12 protein-coding genes are annotated in these 15,403 nt (G+C 64.9%); 5 read left to right on the forward strand and 7 right to left on the reverse strand.

Features of this window, described 5'->3' with window-relative positions:
* Nucleotide 1 precedes the first annotated feature (1 nt).
* From LK03_RS05310 to amaB, 6 genes are all read right to left on the reverse strand, one after another.
* A complete protein-coding gene (locus LK03_RS05310; protein WP_038411392.1) occupies nt 2–865 on the reverse strand; it encodes an ABC transporter permease in 864 nt (287 codons plus the stop codon).
* A 13-nt stretch (nt 866–878) separates the two neighbouring features.
* Complete coding sequence (locus tag LK03_RS05315; RefSeq protein WP_038411393.1) at nt 879–1,745, reverse strand: ABC transporter ATP-binding protein; 867 nt, start codon at nt 1,743–1,745, stop codon at nt 879–881.
* Nucleotides 1,746–1,751: 6 nt separating this feature from the next.
* Entirely contained in the window at nt 1,752–2,771 is a 1,020-nt protein-coding gene (locus LK03_RS05320; protein WP_038411394.1) for an ABC transporter substrate-binding protein, read from the reverse strand.
* Nucleotides 2,772–2,790: 19 nt separating this feature from the next.
* The gene (locus LK03_RS05325; protein WP_038411395.1) at nt 2,791–3,690 is read right to left on the reverse strand and encodes a TauD/TfdA dioxygenase family protein; all 900 of its coding nucleotides are present in this window, start codon (nt 3,688–3,690) and stop codon (nt 2,791–2,793) included.
* 259 nt (nt 3,691–3,949) lie between these two features.
* Nucleotides 3,950–5,236, reverse strand: a complete 1,287-nt coding sequence (gene amaA / locus LK03_RS05330) for an L-pipecolate oxidase (protein WP_038411396.1) — start codon at nt 5,234–5,236, stop codon at nt 3,950–3,952.
* Between the two features lie 125 nt (nt 5,237–5,361).
* Nucleotides 5,362–6,852 (reverse strand): L-piperidine-6-carboxylate dehydrogenase, encoded by a 1,491-nt coding sequence (gene amaB / locus LK03_RS05335; protein ID WP_038411397.1) that lies wholly within the window; start codon nt 6,850–6,852, stop codon nt 5,362–5,364.
* A gap of 134 nt (nt 6,853–6,986) precedes the next feature.
* Between amaB and gcvA the strand changes: the two genes are divergently transcribed.
* The 3 genes from gcvA to LK03_RS05350 all read left to right on the forward strand — a co-directional run bounded on the left by gcvA (nt 6,987) and on the right by LK03_RS05350 (nt 10,821).
* Complete coding sequence (gcvA, locus tag LK03_RS05340; RefSeq protein ID WP_038411398.1) at nt 6,987–7,889, forward strand: transcriptional regulator GcvA; 903 nt, start codon at nt 6,987–6,989, stop codon at nt 7,887–7,889.
* Between the two features lie 102 nt (nt 7,890–7,991).
* The gene (gene hglS / locus LK03_RS05345) at nt 7,992–9,386 is read left to right on the forward strand and encodes a 2-oxoadipate dioxygenase/decarboxylase HglS (RefSeq protein WP_038411399.1); all 1,395 of its coding nucleotides are present in this window, start codon (nt 7,992–7,994) and stop codon (nt 9,384–9,386) included.
* A gap of 79 nt (nt 9,387–9,465) precedes the next feature.
* Nucleotides 9,466–10,821 carry a NorM family multidrug efflux MATE transporter gene (locus LK03_RS05350; RefSeq protein ID WP_038411400.1) on the forward strand — a complete coding sequence of 452 codons (1,356 nt, stop codon included), beginning with the start codon at nt 9,466–9,468 and terminating at the stop codon, nt 10,819–10,821.
* A gap of 6 nt (nt 10,822–10,827) precedes the next feature.
* On the opposite strand, the gene LK03_RS05355 is transcribed toward LK03_RS05350, so the two are convergent.
* Entirely contained in the window at nt 10,828–12,495 is a 1,668-nt protein-coding gene (locus tag LK03_RS05355) for a putative bifunctional diguanylate cyclase/phosphodiesterase (RefSeq protein ID WP_038411401.1), read from the reverse strand.
* A 248-nt stretch (nt 12,496–12,743) separates the two neighbouring features.
* Between LK03_RS05355 and rep the strand changes: the two genes are divergently transcribed.
* Nucleotides 12,744–14,753 (forward strand): DNA helicase Rep, encoded by a 2,010-nt coding sequence (rep, locus tag LK03_RS05360; protein WP_038411402.1) that lies wholly within the window; start codon nt 12,744–12,746, stop codon nt 14,751–14,753.
* A 73-nt stretch (nt 14,754–14,826) separates the two neighbouring features.
* Nucleotides 14,827–15,396 (forward strand): xanthine phosphoribosyltransferase, encoded by a 570-nt coding sequence (locus LK03_RS05365; RefSeq protein ID WP_028693196.1) that lies wholly within the window; start codon nt 14,827–14,829, stop codon nt 15,394–15,396.
* The last annotated feature ends 7 nt before the right edge of the window (nt 15,397–15,403 follow it).

Here is a 15,403-nt window from a genome sequence, read left to right on the forward strand (position 1 = left end):
CTCAGCGCTGCATGCCCCAACGCCGTACGGTCAGGCGTTCGAGGGTATTGAACACCAGCCCTTCGACCAGCAGGCCAATGATGATCACCACGGCCAGGCCGGCAAACACCTTGTCGGTGTACAGCTCGTTGCGGTTCTGGAAGATGTACCAGCCCAGTCCGCCCTTGCCACTGCTGGCGCCGAACACCAGCTCGGCGGCGATCAGCGTGCGCCAGGCGAAGGCCCAGCCAATCTTCAGCCCCGACAGAATCGAGGGCAGCGCTGCCGGCACCAGAATGTGCAGCACCAGGCGCAGACCGCGCAGGCCATAGTTGCGCCCGGCCATGCGCAACGTCTCGGACACCCCCAGAAACCCGGCATAGGTGTTCAGCGCCAGGGCCCACAGCACCGAATGCACGAGAACGAAGATCAAGCTGTTGTCACCCAGGCCGAACCACAGCAGCGCCAGCGGCAACAGGGCGATGGCCGGTAGCGGGTTGAACATCGAGGTCAGACTGCCGAGCAGGTCGCGGCCCAGTTGCGTCGACACCGCCAGGCTGGTGAGGGCGAAGGCCAGGACGATGCCGATCACATAACCCTTGAGCAGCACCACCAGCGACACCGCGACCTTGGCCGGCAGTTCGCCACTGAGCATGCCGTCGGCGAAGGCGCTGGCGGTTTGCAGGAAGCTGGGCAGCAGCAGGTCGTTGTCGGTGTAACGCGCCAGCGCTTCCCAGAGCACCGCAAGCACGGCGAGGATCAGCGCCTTGCGCAGCCAGCCGTGCTGCCACAGGCGCTGGGTCAGTGGTAGACGGCGTTCCAGTGGCACGCTCTGCAAGGGTTGCAGGACGTGCTCGAATTCCTGTCGGACAGGCGTGGTGGTCATGGCGTCGCTCCTGTCAGTAGGCAATGCGAATGTCGTTGAAGCCCAGCTCGGTGGCCGGCGCCGGGCTGTCGCCTTCATCGAACAGCAAGCGATGGATGCGCCGCGCGCTGGCCTGGAGCTCGGCACCACCGAGGCTGCCCTGGTCGTACTGATGGCTGTGCACCTCGGCGCGCACGCGGCCCGGATGGGGCGAAAGCAACAGAATGCGGTTGCCCACCACCAGCGCCTCCTCGATGGAATGGGTCACGAACAGCAGGGTGAAGCGCACTTCTTCCCACAGCAGCAGCAGTTCTTCCTGCATCTTGCGGCGGGTCAGGGCGTCGAGGGCGGCGAACGGCTCGTCCATCAGCAGAATCTTCGGCTGCGTGGCCAGCGCCCGGGCGATCGCCACCCGCGCCTTCATGCCACCCGACAGCGTGTGCGGGTAGGCCTCAGCGAAGGCGGCCAGACCCACTTTGTCGAGGTAGTGCAGGGCCCGCTGTTCGGCCTCTTTGCGCGGGAGCTGGCCAGACACCAGCAAGGGAAACATGACGTTCTGTTTCACCGTTTTCCACGGCGGCAGTTGGTCGAACTCCTGGAACACCACGATGCGGTCCGGTCCTGGCCCGCGCACCGGCACGCCCTGCAGCAGAATCTGCCCCTCCTGCGGGGCGAGAAACCCGGCCACAGCCTTGAGCAGGCTCGACTTGCCGCAGCCTGAAGGGCCGAGCAGGACGAAACGGTCGGCCTGGTCGACCTCGAAACTGACCTGGTGAGTGGCCCGCACCACGTGCTGGGCGCTGCGGTATTCAAGGCTCAGGTGGTCCACCGCCAACAGCGGTGCAGCCTGTGGATTGCGGCTCAGGGTGCTGGCCGCGTGACCTGGCAACGGCGCGTTCATGGCGGTTCAGCTCCCTTGCAGTGGCTGCTCGTCCTGGAAGAAGTAGTCCTTCCACGACTCGGGCTTGTGCTTGATGGCGCCGACCCGGTACAGGAATTCGGCCAGGGGGTAGGTATTCTTCGGGGTGATGGTGAATTCGTACTGCGGGTTGTCGATCAGGCGAATCAGCGCGTCGCGGTCGATCTTGGCCTTGGTCACGCGGATGTAGGTGTCGGCAGCGGCGGCCTTGTCGTTCTGCGCAAAGCTCGCCGCCTCGGCCAGGGCCTGGAGGAAGGCCTTGTAGGTCTTGGGGTTGTCGTTGCGGAATTTTTCCGTGGCGAACAGCAGGGTCGGCGAATTGGGCCCGAGCAGGTCGTAGCTGTTGAGCACGACGTGCACGTCCTTGTTGGCCAGTGCCTGCTCCTGGAAGGGTGGGTTGGAGAAATGCCCGTTCAACTCGGTGCCGCCGGCCAGCAGGGCGGCGGTGGCATCGGGGTGCGGCACGGCCAGGGTGTACTTGTCGAGGCGGTTGTATTCCTTGTCGCCCCACTGCTTGGCGGCAGCGTATTGCAGGAAGCGCGACTGCACCGACACGCCCACCGCCGGCACGGCGATGCGATCCTTGGCGCTGAAGTCAGCGATGGTCTTGACGTTGGGGTTGCTGCTCAGCAGGTAGGTGGGGAAGTTACCAAGCGAGGCCACGGCCTTGACGTTCTGCCGTCCGTAGGTGCGGTCCCACACGGTCAGCAGCGGCCCGATGCCGGCACCGGCGATGTCCACCGAGCCAGACAGCAAGGCATCGTTGATCGCCGCGCCGCCCGAGAGCTGCGCCCAGTCCACTTCGATCTCGATGCCCTGCTCTTTGCCGTACTTCTCGATCAGTTGCTGGTCACGCACCACGTTGAGCAGCAAGTAGACGATGCCGAACTGCTCGGCGATGCGAATCTTGCCTTCGGCCTGGGCCACGGCGGGAGCAGCCAGGCTGCCGACGACCAGGCTGACGCCCAGGCCGATGCTGGCCGTCAGGCGGCTTAGGGTTCTACGCATAATGAATTTTCCTTGAAAGTCAGAACGGGGCATCGCCCTGGATAGTGGTGCGGTACAGCTTGCGGCGCAGGTGCGGCGGGCAGCCGGCGGCCAGGTGGATCAGCGAGCGGTTGTCCCAGAACACCAGGTCGTGGGGCTGCCACCGATGGCGGTAGACGTTGTCGTCCAGCACGCTCAGCGCATACAACTGCTGCAGCACGTCGCGGCTTTCGTCTTCCGGCAGGCCGACGATGCGGGTGGTGAAGCCCTCGCTGACGAACAGCGCCTGGCGACCGTTCTCCGGGTGGATACGCACCACCGGGTGAATCACTTCCTTGACCTGCGCCAACTGCTCGGCGGACAGCGTCGGGCGCCAGTTGCCCTCGAACTTGGTCTCGGCATAGCGCGCGGTGTAGGAATGCGCCGCGTCGCGGCCCTTGATGATGCGGCGCAGCTCGCTGGGCACTGCGTCCCAGGCCCGGTGCATGTCGGCGAACAGGGTGTCGCCGCCTTCGCTGGGCAATTCCTGGGCATGCAGCATCGAGCCGAGGCTCGGCAGCTCCTTGTACGAAAGGTCGGAATGCCAGAACTTGCCGGCATCGCCCAGGCCGAGGTTGCGGCCGTTTTCGACGATGTTGGAAACGATGAGGATTTCCGGATGGTGTTCGAGCAGAAACTGTTCGAGCACATGAATCTGCAAGGTGCCGAAGCGTCGGCTGAAGGCGATGTGCTGCTCGGGTGTGATGCGCTGGTCTCTGAACACCAGCACATGGTGATCGAGGTGGGCCCGGTGGATGCGGCGGAAATCGTCATCACTCACTGGCCGGGCCAGGTCGAGGCCAATGACCTCTGCGCCGACGGCCCCATCCAGGGGTACGATCTGAAAGGCTTGTGCTGCGGTACTGTGCCCGAACGGCACGGCACTGATGGCGGCTGACATGTTTCACTCCCACGCAGTGCGCGACCCAAGGGCGCGCATCGATCACAAACGCACGGGGGTTGCCCGTGTGGGTTCAAGTTCGTGCGGCGCGCCGATTGGTCGGCAGGTACGCAGTGGGACTGACTATAAAGGCATAAAAATAATTATTTAAATACCTTTAAGGAATATCCATATGTGTGTGGGCTGGCTGATCGATTGTCCCCATGTTGGAGCAGGCGATCCGCCACTGCGGTTCACCCGCGGACAGCCCAACGTTTTCCTACAACACCACCCGCAAACACTGCCCCGCGTGATACAGCGAAAACCCCGATTCATAGAACGCAGTACGCAGTGCCGGCGCACGCACCGGCTGTTCGGGGCTGAAGGGAATCGGCAAGGCGTCGACCGTGCCGCCGTTGAGGAACTGCGCTAGGGCCTGGCCGACCACCGTGCCGGTGGTGTTGCCGCGCCCGTTGTAGCCGGTCACAGACACCAGCCCGGGGGCAGGCTCGAACAGGCGCATCAGGTGGTCGGGGGTGAAGTCGATGCAGCCGGTCCAGTGCATGTCCCAGTCGACCTTGCCCAGCTCGGGGTAGTAGTGCTGCTGGATACGGTCGGCCCAGCGGCGGATGAACCAGGCCGGCTTGTTGTCGACCCGCCCCAGGCTGCCCAGCAGCAGGCGGCCCTGATCGTCACGGCGAATGCTGCTGAGCACCGTGCGCGTGTCCCACGAGCCCTGGCCGTGGGGCAGCACGCGCTCGGCAGCAGCACCCTGCAACGGCTTGGAGGCCACCTGGTAGTAGTAACCGCGGAAGAACTGTTTGCTCAGCGTGGTCCAGTCGCCCTCGGTGTAGGCGCCGGTGGAAATCACTACCTGCCCGGCCTGCACAGCGCCACGGGCGGTGCTGACGCGCCAGCCGTCAGCACTGCGCGCCAGGCCAGTCACTGCCGACTGCTGGAACACCCGCCCGCCCAGGCGTAGCACCGCTGCCGCCAGGCCCTGGGTGTAGCCCATCGGGTTGATAGTGCCGGCGCGGTGATCGAGCAGCGCGGCGGCAATTTGCCGGGTGCCGCAGTACTCCTCGCAGCGCGCCCCGGTAAGCAACTCGACCTGCGCGCCACGCCGACGCCACTGCTCGTGGCGCGCCTGCAGGTCGGCGATACCTGTGGCGTTGTGGGCCATGTGCAGGGTGCCTTTATGCTGCGCCTGGCAATCGATGCCCAGACGCTCGATCAGCGCGAACACCTGCGCCGGCGCCTCGCCCAGCACGGTATTGAGCCGCCCACCGTGCTTTGCGCCGAGGGTGCTTTCAACATCGTCGGGACGAATCCAGGTGCCGGCATTGACCAGGCCGACGTTGCGTCCCGAGCCGCCATGCCCGATGCCGTGCGCCTCCAGCAGCACGACCGAACGGCCTTGCTCGAGCAGGTGGATGGCGGCCACCAGGCCGGTGATACCGCCGCCAATCACGCACACGTCCGTTTTATGCTCCCCGGCCAGGGCCTGGGCGGTAGCGGTCGGTTTGGTGACGAATTCCCACAGACATTCTTGACGCAATTCGGACATGGCCGGCTCCAGCACTGTTGTTCTTATAGCGGGTCAATCGTGCAGGCCCCTGCCCCACCGCGCTCAGACTAGCGCCGGTGCAACAGGGGCCTGTATGGCGGGGACGCAATGCCCCGCCGGAGCGATCAGTCGAAGACGATGCCCTGCGCCAGCGGCAGCTCGCGCGAGTAGTTGACGGTGTTGGTCTGGCGGCGCATGTAGCCTTTCCAGGCATCGGAGCCCGACTCACGGCCACCGCCGGTTTCCTTCTCGCCACCGAACGCCCCGCCGATCTCGGCGCCGCTGGTGCCGATGTTGACGTTGGCGATACCGCAGTCACTGCCCGAAGCGCTCTGGAAGCGCTCGGCCTCACGCACGTCGGTGGTGAAGATGCACGACGACAGCCCCTGCGGCACTTCGTTGTTCAGGCGCAAGGCCTCTTCGAAGTCGTCATAGGCCAGCACGTAGAGGATCGGCGCGAAGGTCTCGTGGCGCACCACGTCGCTCTGCGCCGGCATCTCGGCGATGGCGGGCGAGACGTAGTAGGCGTTGGGGAACTGCTCGGCCAGTTGACGCTCACCACCGAACACTTGCCCACCTTCGTCGCGGGCCTTGGCTAGCGCGCCTTGCATGGCGTCGAACGACTGCTTGTCGATCAGCGGGCCGACCAGGTTGTCCTGGCGCGGGTCACCGATGCGCACCTTGGCGTAGGCGGCTTTGACCCGGGCGACCACATCGTCCTTGATCGAGCGATGGACGATCAACCGGCGCAGGGTGGTGCAGCGCTGGCCTGCGGTGCCGACCGCCGAGAACAGGATGCCACGCACCGCGAGGTCCAGATCAGCGCTCGGCGCCAGGATCATCGCGTTGTTGCCGCCCAGCTCGAGGATGCTGCGACCAAAGCGTGCGGCCACCCGCGGGCCGACTTCACGGCCCATGCGCGTGCTGCCGGTGGCGCTGACCAGGGCCACGCGGGGGTCGTCGACCAGTGCCTCACCGGCTTCACGACCGCCAATCACCAGTTGCGCCAGGCCCTGCGGCGCGTCGCCAAAGGCCTTCAGGGCTTTTTCGAACAGCGCCTGGCAGGCCAGGGCGGTCAGCGGGGTTTTTTCCGACGGTTTCCACACCACCGCGTTGCCGGCCACCAGCGCCAGCGTGGTGTTCCACGCCCACACCGCCACCGGGAAGTTGAAGGCGCTGATCACTCCGACCACGCCCAGTGGATGCCAGCTTTCGCGCATGTGGTGGCCGGGGCGCTCGGAGGCGATGGTCAGGCCGTACAGCTGACGCGACAGGCCCACGGCGAAGTCGCAGATGTCGATCATTTCCTGCACTTCGCCCAGGCCTTCCTGGGTGATCTTGCCGGCTTCGATCGAAACCAGCTCGCCAAGCTCGGCCTTGTGTGCACGCAGCACCTCACCGAACAGACGCACCAGCTCGCCACGGCGCGGTGCCGGTACGCTGCGCCAGGTTTCGAAGGCGCTGTGGGCCTGATCGATGCTGGCCGTGGTGGCGGCCTTGCCGAGCAGCGTCACCGCGGCGATCTGGCTGCCGTCGATCGGCGTGTGGACCGGGTAATCACCCTGGGTGTGGTCCTGGGCGGCGACGCCCAGGCGCTCGAGCAATGCAGCGACCATTGTGCTTCTCCTACATCGGTAAACGGGTTGAAAAATGCTGTGGATCAGTATTAATCCGATGGCTGCGGGGCAACAAACGACCTTTATTCCGCTTATCATTCCGCCGGGGAATGCCACCTACCGTCGAGAACCTTATGTCCAAACGCCTGGCGCCGACCATGACCGCCCTGCAGTGCTTCGAGGCCGCAGCCCGTCATCTGAGTTTCACCCGAGCCGCCGAAGAGTTGCACCTGACCCAGAGCGCGGTGAGCAAGCAGGTGGCGCAGCTCGAGGAAATGCTCCATCACCACTTGTTCCTGCGCATCCGCCGGCGTCTGCAACTGACCCCGGCCGGCAGCCTGTACCTGGCAGAAGTGAACAAGATTCTGATCCAGATCGACATGTCCAGCCGCTACGTGCTGACCTACGGTCAACAGACCGAGGTGCTCAAGGTCGCGACCCAGCCCAGCTTCGGCGTGCGCTGGCTGATTCCGCACCTCAAGGGTTTTGGCCGCGAGCACCCCAACATCCACCTCGACATCCGCAACGAGATGGAGCCGTTCATGCTGCTGCAAGGCTCGGCAGACGTGGTGTTCTTCTTTGGCCGCGGCACTTGGCCCGGGGCGACCTGCGTGGAGCTGTTCCGCGAGCAGGTGGTGCCGGTGTGCGCGCCGGAGCTGCTCGACGGCGGCCGGCTCGAGAGCGCCGAAGCGCTGGCCGATTGGGTGCTGCTGCAAAGTACCTCGCGGCCCGAGGCCTGGCACGAATGGTTCCTCGAACAAGGCTTGCAGTCGGCCAACAGTTATCAGGGGCCGCGCTTCGACACCTTCTATATGGCCTTGAGCGCGGCGCAGTCAGGCTGCGGCGTAGCGCTGGTGCCGCGCTACCTGGCCGAGCGCGAACTGCGCGAAGGCAGCCTGGTGATTCCCTGGGAGCACGCCATGGCCAGCAACGGCGCGCACTACCTGGCCTTCGCCGAACACGCCGCCGAGGTGCCCAAGGTGCGGGCGCTGGTGGCGTGGATTCAGGCCCAGTTGGCCGCCGGGCATCACGCCTGAGGTCGATCAGAAAAGGAATGACTCACGCACTTTTTTTCGCTTGTAGGCAAAGTGCATTCCCAGTTTTCATGTAAGGGTATTCATTTCCTCAGGAAGGTTGCGATGCCCGCCCACGATTTCGTCAGCCCCGACAGCATCCGCGCGCAGTTCTCTGCGGCGATGTCGCTCATGTACAAACAGGAAGTGCCGCTGTACGGCACGCTGCTGGCGCTGGTGAGCGAAATCAACCAGCAGGTGCTGGGGCAACGTCCCGAGGTGGCCGAGGCACTGCGCTGGACCGGCGAGCTCGAGCGCCTCGACCAGGAGCGCCACGGCGCCATCCGCGTCGGCACGGCAGAGGAACTGGCGACCATCGCCCGGCTGTTCGCGGTCATGGGCATGCAGCCGGTGGGTTACTACGACCTCAGCTCGGCGGGCGTGCCGGTGCACTCCACCGCCTTCCGCGCAGTGCACGAACAATCGCTGCACATCAGCCCGTTCCGCGTGTTCACCTCGCTGCTGCGCCTGGAACTGATCGACAACCCGCAACTGCGCGCGCTGGCCCAGGGCATTCTCGCCGAACGGCGGATCTTTACCGACGGCGCGCTGCAACTGATCGAGCAGTGCGAACGCGACGGAGGCCTCAACGCCGCCGACGCCGAGCGTTTCGTCGAAGAGGCGCTGCATACCTTCCGCTGGCACCGCGAGGCCACCGTCAGTGCCGAGCAGTACCAGCAGTTGCACGATCAGCACCGGCTGATCGCCGACGTGGTGGCGTTCAAGGGCCCGCACATCAATCACCTGACCCCGCGCACCCTGGACATCGACGCCATCCAGCTAGGCATGCCGGGCAAAGGCATACCGCCCAAAGCCGTGGTCGAGGGTCCGCCCACCCGCAGTCATCCGATTCTGCTGCGCCAGACCAGCTTCAAGGCCTTGCAGGAAACCGTGGCGTTCCGCGGCCAGCACGGCAGCGAGGGCAGCCACACCGCGCGCTTCGGTGAAATCGAACAGCGCGGCGCGGCGCTCACGCCCAAGGGCCGCCAGTTGTACGACACCCTCCTCGACGCCACCCGCGCCGCCCTCGGCGGGGTGCCGGCCGAAGCCAATGCCGAGCGCTACCGCAGCCTGCTCGCCGAGACCTTCGCCGCCTTCCCCGATGATCTGGCGCAGATGCGTGAACAAGGCCTGGCGTACTTCCGCTACTTCGCCACGGAAAAAGGCCTGGCCGCACGCGCAGAGCCCGAGCGCCCACGCACCCTGGCAGCGCTGATCGACGCCGGACATGTGCACTTCGAAGCGCTGGTGTACGAGGATTTCCTGCCAGTCAGCGCCGCAGGCATCTTCCAGTCCAACCTGGGTGACGACAGCCATGCCGAATACGGCAGCAACGCCAACCGCGACGCGTTCGAAGCCGCTTTGCAGATGACCGTGCAGGACGAACTGAAGCTATACGCGCAGAGCGAACGGCGTTCGTTGCAGGCGTGTGCCGAGATGCTTGGTCTGGAGACGCTCTAGCACTTGCGCTTGGCTAATCCTTTTGTAGAACGCCGAGCAAAGCTGCACACTCGCGTCCTGCCCTTGAAGGATTGCCCCCATGCACGTCGCGCCCACCACCGAACTCAAGGCCCTGCTGCGTCTGGCAGGGCCGTTGATCGCCTCGCAGCTGGCGCACATGCTGATGGTGCTCACCGACACCTTGATGATGGCGCGCATCAGCCCGCAGGCGCTGGCCGGCGGTGGCCTGGGCGCGGCCAGCTATTCGTTCGTGTCGATTCTGTGCCTGGGCATCATCGCTGCGGTCGGCACCCTGGTGGCGATCCGCAAGGGCGCGGGCGATATCGCCGGGGCCACGCGCCTGGCGCAGAATGGCCTGTGGCTGGCCTGGGGCTTGGCGCTGCTTGCCGCCCTCGCCTTGTGGAACCTCGCGCCGTTGCTGCGGCTGTTCGGCCAGGATGCGCAGAACATCGACGGCGCCATGCAGTTCATGACCCTGCTGCCGCTGGCCCTGCCCGGCTACCTGACCTTCATGGCCTTGCGCGGTTTCACCAGCGCCCTGGGCCATTCGACTCCGGTGATGGTCATCAGCCTGATCGGTACCGTGCTCAACTACCTGTTCAACCATGCGCTGATCGAAGGCTGGATGGGCCTGCCGAAACTGGGCCTGCTGGGCATCGGCCTGGTCACCGCGCTGGTCTCGCTGGGGATGGCCGTGGCCTTGGCGCTGTATATCCGCTGGCACCGCATCTACGACGCCTATCCGCTGCGAAAAGGGCTGAGCCGGCCTTCGCTCGGCGCATTGCGTGAACTGCTGCGCCTGGGCCTGCCGATTGGCGGCACCTACATGGTCGAAATCGGCCTGTTCGCCTTCGCCGCGCTGTGCATGGGCGTGCTGGGCAGCACCGAACTGGCTGCGCATCAGGTCGCCCTGCAGCTGGTTTCGACCGCGTTCATGGTACCGACCGGACTTTCTTATGCGGTGACCATGCGCGTGGGGCTGTACTTCGGCGCCGGGCAGATTCTTGCCGCGCGCAGTGCCGGGCGCGTCGGCATCACCTTCGGCGCAGCGCTTATGTTCGGGTTCGCGGCGCTGTTCTGGCTGTGCCCGGAAGCCTTGGTCGGCATTTTCATCGACCGCAACGACCCGGCCTTCGCGGCGATCTTCCAGTTGGCGGTGTCGTTGCTGCTGGTGGCGGCCTGGTTCGAGCTGTTCGACGGCGTGCAGACCATCGCCATGGGCTCGATTCGTGGCTTGAAGGACGCCAAGACCACCTTCGTCATCGGCCTGCTCTGCTACTGGCTGGTCGGCGCACCCAGCGCCTGGCTGTTGGCCTTCACCCTCGGCGTCGGTGCAACGGGCATCTGGTGGGGCCTGGCGCTGGGCCTGGCCTGCGCCTCGGTGGCCATGACCTTAGGCTTCGAATGGCGCGTGCGGCAGAAGCTGGCGCGCTGAGGCGGCCTACCAGCGCTCGCGCAAGGCCGGACTGGCAGCGCTTTGCAGGTAGGCCACCAGCGCCTCTACCGGCAATGGCCGGCTGACCAGAAAGCCCTGCACCTGATCGCAGCCAAATCCGCGCAGCAGCCCCAGCTGCTCGGCGCTCTCGACGCCTTCGGCGACCACCTCGAGGTTGAGGTTGTGCGCCAGGTTGATCATCGCGTGCACCAGCTTGCGGTTCTCTTCACGCTGCTCCATGCCGGCGACGAAGCTACGGTCGACCTTGAGCAAGGTGATCGGCAGGCTGTTGAGGTGGACGAACGACGAGAAACCGGTGCCGAAGTCGTCCAGGGAAAAACGCACGCCCAGCCGGCCCAGGGCGTCCATGGTCTGGCGCACCTGTTCGTTGCGGCGCATTACCGCAGTTTCGGTCAGCTCGAACTCCAGCCAGCGGGCATCGACGCCATGCTCGATGATCAGCCGGCTCAGGGTCGGCAATAGCTGGCTGTCCTGGAACTGGCGAAAGCTCAGGTTTACCGCCATGTGCAACGGCGCCACGCCACGCTCGCTCAGCCACTGCATGTCACGCAGGGCACGGGAGATCACCCAGTAGCCCAGCGGCACGATCAAGCCGCTTTGCTCGGCCAGCGGTACGAACTCGCCGGGGGGTAGCAGGCCACGTTCGGCGTGGCGCCAGCGCACCAGGGCTTCGAGGCCGACGATGCGGCCGTCGGTCAGGCTCAGGCGCGGCTGGTAATGCAGCTCCAGCTCGTCACGGCGCAAAGCCCGGCGTAGCTCGCTTTCGAGGTCGGCGAGGCTGCGCGCGTTGCGGTTGATGCGCTCATTGAACACATGGAAGGTGCAGCCCTGCACCGCCTTGGCCTGACGCATGGCGATGTGTGCGTGCCACATCAACGGATCGGCGCCGGCCTGGGCGCGGGCGTGGGCCAGGCCAAGGCTGCAGCCGAGCAGCAGGCTCTCGCCGTCGATCCAGTAAGGCTCGGCCAAGGCCTCGGTGATACGCTCGGCGACCCACTGCGCGCGGCTGGGATCACGCTGCGTGTCGATCAACAGCGCGAATTCGTCGCCGCCCAGACGCGCCAGTTGGTCGCCCGCCTCCAGCTGCTGTTGCAGGCGCGCCACCACTTGCAGAATCAGGCGGTCGCCGCCCTGATGGCCGAGGGCGTCGTTGGCATGGCGGAAGTTGTCCAGATCCAGATGACCCAGCGCCACGCCGCGGCCGTCGTGCTGGGCCAGGCGGGCACTGAGCAGTGCCTGGAAACCCTGGCGATTGGCGATCCCGGTCAGCGGATCCTGCTCGGCCAAGCGTTGCAGGGTCGCCACCAGTACACCGCGCTCGCGGACATGGCGAAGCGAACGACGCAAGGCATCGTCGCTCAACTGGCCCCGCACCAGCCAGTCGCTGACCCCGCTCGGCGCAGCCGTGGGTTCAGTGTCGAGCAGCAGGATGGTCGGCAAGGCGCAGCGCCCCGGTGCCGGCTGCAAGTCGGGGGTGGCCAGCACCACAGCTTGACGGTCGTCACAAAACAGACTGTCGACGGCTTCCCAATTTGGCGCAGTCAGCAATACTGCCGAGCCACCCAGCGTTCGCAGGCACTCGCGCAATTGCGCGGCCCATTCCGGGTCTTCGGCCAGCAACAGCAGACGCAAGGGTTGGGCAGGCGTGGGCACGCAGGCTCCTTAGGCATGAAGACCATGGCAGTGGACGGCAGTATGCTACTCCACAAGTGGAAATGGTTCTCACCTGGATAGAGGCAAAGTGCCTTATAGCACGACACATTTTGTCGTGCATCCTGCGCCAACCGTCTTGCTTCGGCAAATGTGATTTACCTCGGACTTCGCGGCGGACGGTCGCGCCACAAGCCTTGCAGGCCTGATAGAATGCGCGGCTATTTTCTGGCCACCCCCGGTTTTCCCGCATGTCCCGACTCAACCCCCGGCAACAGGAAGCCTGCGATTACGTCGGCGGCCCTCTCCTGGTGCTCGCCGGTGCCGGCTCGGGCAAGACCAGCGTGATCACACGCAAGATTGCTCACCTGATCCAGAACTGCGGCATCCGCGCCCAGTACATCGTCGCCATGACCTTCACCAACAAGGCCGCGCGCGAGATGAAAGAGCGTGTCGCGACCCTGCTGCGCCCCGGTGAAGGCCGCGGTCTGACGGTGTGCACCTTCCACAACCTGGGGTTGAACATCATCCGCAAGGAGCACGCGCGGCTGGGGTACAAGCCGGGGTTCTCGATCTTCGACGAGACCGACATCAAGGCCTTGCTGTCGGACATCATGCAAAAGGAATACTCCGGCGACGACGGCCTCGACGAGGTCAAGAACATGATCGGTTCGTGGAAGAACGACCTGATCCTGCCCGCCGAAGCCCTGGAGAAAGCCCGCAACCCGCGCGAGCAGACCGCCGCCATCGTCTACACCCACTACCAGCGCACGCTCAAGGCGTACAACGCGGTGGACTTCGACGACCTCATCCTGCTGCCGGTCAAGCTGTTCGAAGAGCACGCCGATGTGCTGGAGCGCTGGCAGAACCGCGTGCGCTACCTGTTGGTGGACGAATACCAGGACACCAACGCCAGCCAATACCTGCTGGTGAAGATGCTCATCGGCATGCGCAACCAGTTCACCGTGGTCGGTGACGACGACCAGTCGATCTACGCCTGGCGCGGCGCGCGACCGGAAAACCTGATGCTGCTCAAGGACGACTACCCTTCGCTCAAGGTGGTCATGCTCGAACAGAACTACCGCTCCACCAGCCGCATCCTGCGCTGCGCCAACGTGCTCATCGCCAACAACCCCCATGCCTTCGAAAAGCAACTGTGGAGCGAAATGGGGGTGGGCGACGAGATCCGCGTGATCCGCTGCAAGAACGAGGACACCGAGGCCGAACGCGTGGCCATGGAAATCCTCACCCTGCACCTGCGCACCGACCGTCCGTACAGCGATTTCGCCATCCTCTACCGGGGCAACTACCAGGCCAAGCTGATCGAGTTGAAGCTGCAACACCACCAGGTGCCGTATCGCCTGTCGGGCGGCAACAGCTTCTTCGGCCGCCAGGAAGTCAAGGACCTCATGGCCTACCTGCGCCTGCTGGTCAACCCGGACGACGACAACGCCTACCTGCGGGTGATCAATGTGCCGCGCCGGGAAATCGGCTCGACCACCCTGGAGAAACTCGGTAACTACGCCACCGAGCGCGGCGTATCGATGTATGCCGCCAGCGAGGAAATGGGCCTGGGCGAGCACCTCGATGCGCGCTACACCGAGCGCCTGCAACGCTTCAAGCACTGGCTCGACGGCGTGCGCCACAAGGTCGCCCTGGACGACCCGATCGCGGCCCTGCACGAAATGGTCCGCGACATCGACTACGAGAACTGGATTCGCCAGAACACCGCCAGCGACAAGGCCGCGGATTTTCGCATCAGCAACGTGTGGTTCCTCATCGATGCACTGAAGAACACCCTCGAAAAAGACGAAGAGGGTGACATGACCATCGAAGATGCCATCGGCAAGCTGGTGCTGCGCGACATGCTCGAGCGCCAACAGGAAGAAGAAGAAAACGCCGAAGGCGTGCAGCTGATGACCCTGCACGCCTCCAAGGGCCTGGAATTTCCCTACGTGTTCATCATGGGCATGGAAGAGGAAATCCTCCCGCACCGCTCCAGTATCGAGGCCGACACCATCGAGGAAGAGCGGCGCCTGGCCTACGTCGGCATCACCCGGGCGCGGCAGACCCTGGCGTTCACCTTCGCCGCCAAGCGCAAGCAGTACGGGGAAATCATCGACTGCACCCCGAGCCGCTTCCTCGACGAACTGCCGCCCGACGACCTGGCCTGGGAAGGCCTCGACGACGCGCCGGTCGAAGTCAAGGCAGCGCGTGGCAACAATGCGCTGGCCGATATCCGGGCCATGCTCAAACGCTGAGCGGCCATTACCCTTTCAACTGTGCACCGGCCATGTGGGCCGGCGCCCTTTTCGTTACATCGAGGACACCACCGTGCAAGCACTGCAGCAGAAGATTCGCGAAGAAGGCATCGTGCTTTCCGATCAGGTTCTCAAGGTCGATGCGTTTCTCAACCACCAGATCGACCCTGCGCTGATGCAGTTGATCGGTGACGAGTTCGCCCGCCTGTTCGCCGATGCCGGCATCACCAAGATCGTCACCATCGAGGCCTCCGGCATCGCCCCTGCGGTGATGACTGGCCTGCGCCTGGGCGTGCCAGTGATCTTCGCCCGCAAGCACCAGTCGCTGACGCTGACCGAGAACCTGCTGACCGCCTCGGTGTACTCGTTCACCAAGCAGACCGAAAACACCGTGGCGATCTCGCCGCGCCACCTGAGCAGCAGCGACCGCGTGCTGGTGATCGATGACTTCCTCGCCAACGGCAAGGCTTCCCAAGCGCTGATCTCGATCATCAAGCAGGCCGGCGCAACCGTAGCCGGCATCGGTATCGTCATCGAGAAGTCGTTCCAGGGCGGCCGCGCCGAGCTGGACAGCCAAGGCTACCGGGTCGAATCCCTGGCCCGGGTCAAGTCGCTGGAAGGTGGTGTGGTCAGCTTCATCTGAGGTCTTT

Origin of the sequence: Pseudomonas cremoricolorata (assembly GCF_000759535.1) — a bacterium.
Taxonomy (GTDB): domain Bacteria; phylum Pseudomonadota; class Gammaproteobacteria; order Pseudomonadales; family Pseudomonadaceae; genus Aquipseudomonas; species Aquipseudomonas cremoricolorata_A.

Excerpts from the sequence above, each read along its gene's own strand:
- LK03_RS05320 (WP_038411394.1), bottom strand. The coding sequence starts at position 2,771 with ATGCGTAGAACCCTAAGCCGCCTGACGGCCAGCATCGGCCTGGGCGTC.
- gcvA (WP_038411398.1), top strand. The coding sequence starts at position 6,987 with ATGTCCAAACGCCTGGCGCCGACCATGACCGCCCTGCAGTGCTTCGAG.
- LK03_RS05325 (WP_038411395.1), bottom strand. The coding sequence starts at position 3,690 with ATGTCAGCCGCCATCAGTGCCGTGCCGTTCGGGCACAGTACCGCAGCA.
- LK03_RS05315 (WP_038411393.1), bottom strand. The coding sequence starts at position 1,745 with ATGAACGCGCCGTTGCCAGGTCACGCGGCCAGCACCCTGAGCCGCAAT.
- rep (WP_038411402.1), top strand. The coding sequence starts at position 12,744 with ATGTCCCGACTCAACCCCCGGCAACAGGAAGCCTGCGATTACGTCGGC.
- LK03_RS05350 (WP_038411400.1), top strand. The coding sequence starts at position 9,466 with ATGCACGTCGCGCCCACCACCGAACTCAAGGCCCTGCTGCGTCTGGCA.
- hglS (WP_038411399.1), top strand. The coding sequence starts at position 7,992 with ATGCCCGCCCACGATTTCGTCAGCCCCGACAGCATCCGCGCGCAGTTC.
- LK03_RS05310 (WP_038411392.1), bottom strand. The coding sequence starts at position 865 with ATGACCACCACGCCTGTCCGACAGGAATTCGAGCACGTCCTGCAACCC.
- amaB (WP_038411397.1), bottom strand. The coding sequence starts at position 6,852 with ATGGTCGCTGCATTGCTCGAGCGCCTGGGCGTCGCCGCCCAGGACCAC.
- amaA (WP_038411396.1), bottom strand. The coding sequence starts at position 5,236 with ATGTCCGAATTGCGTCAAGAATGTCTGTGGGAATTCGTCACCAAACCG.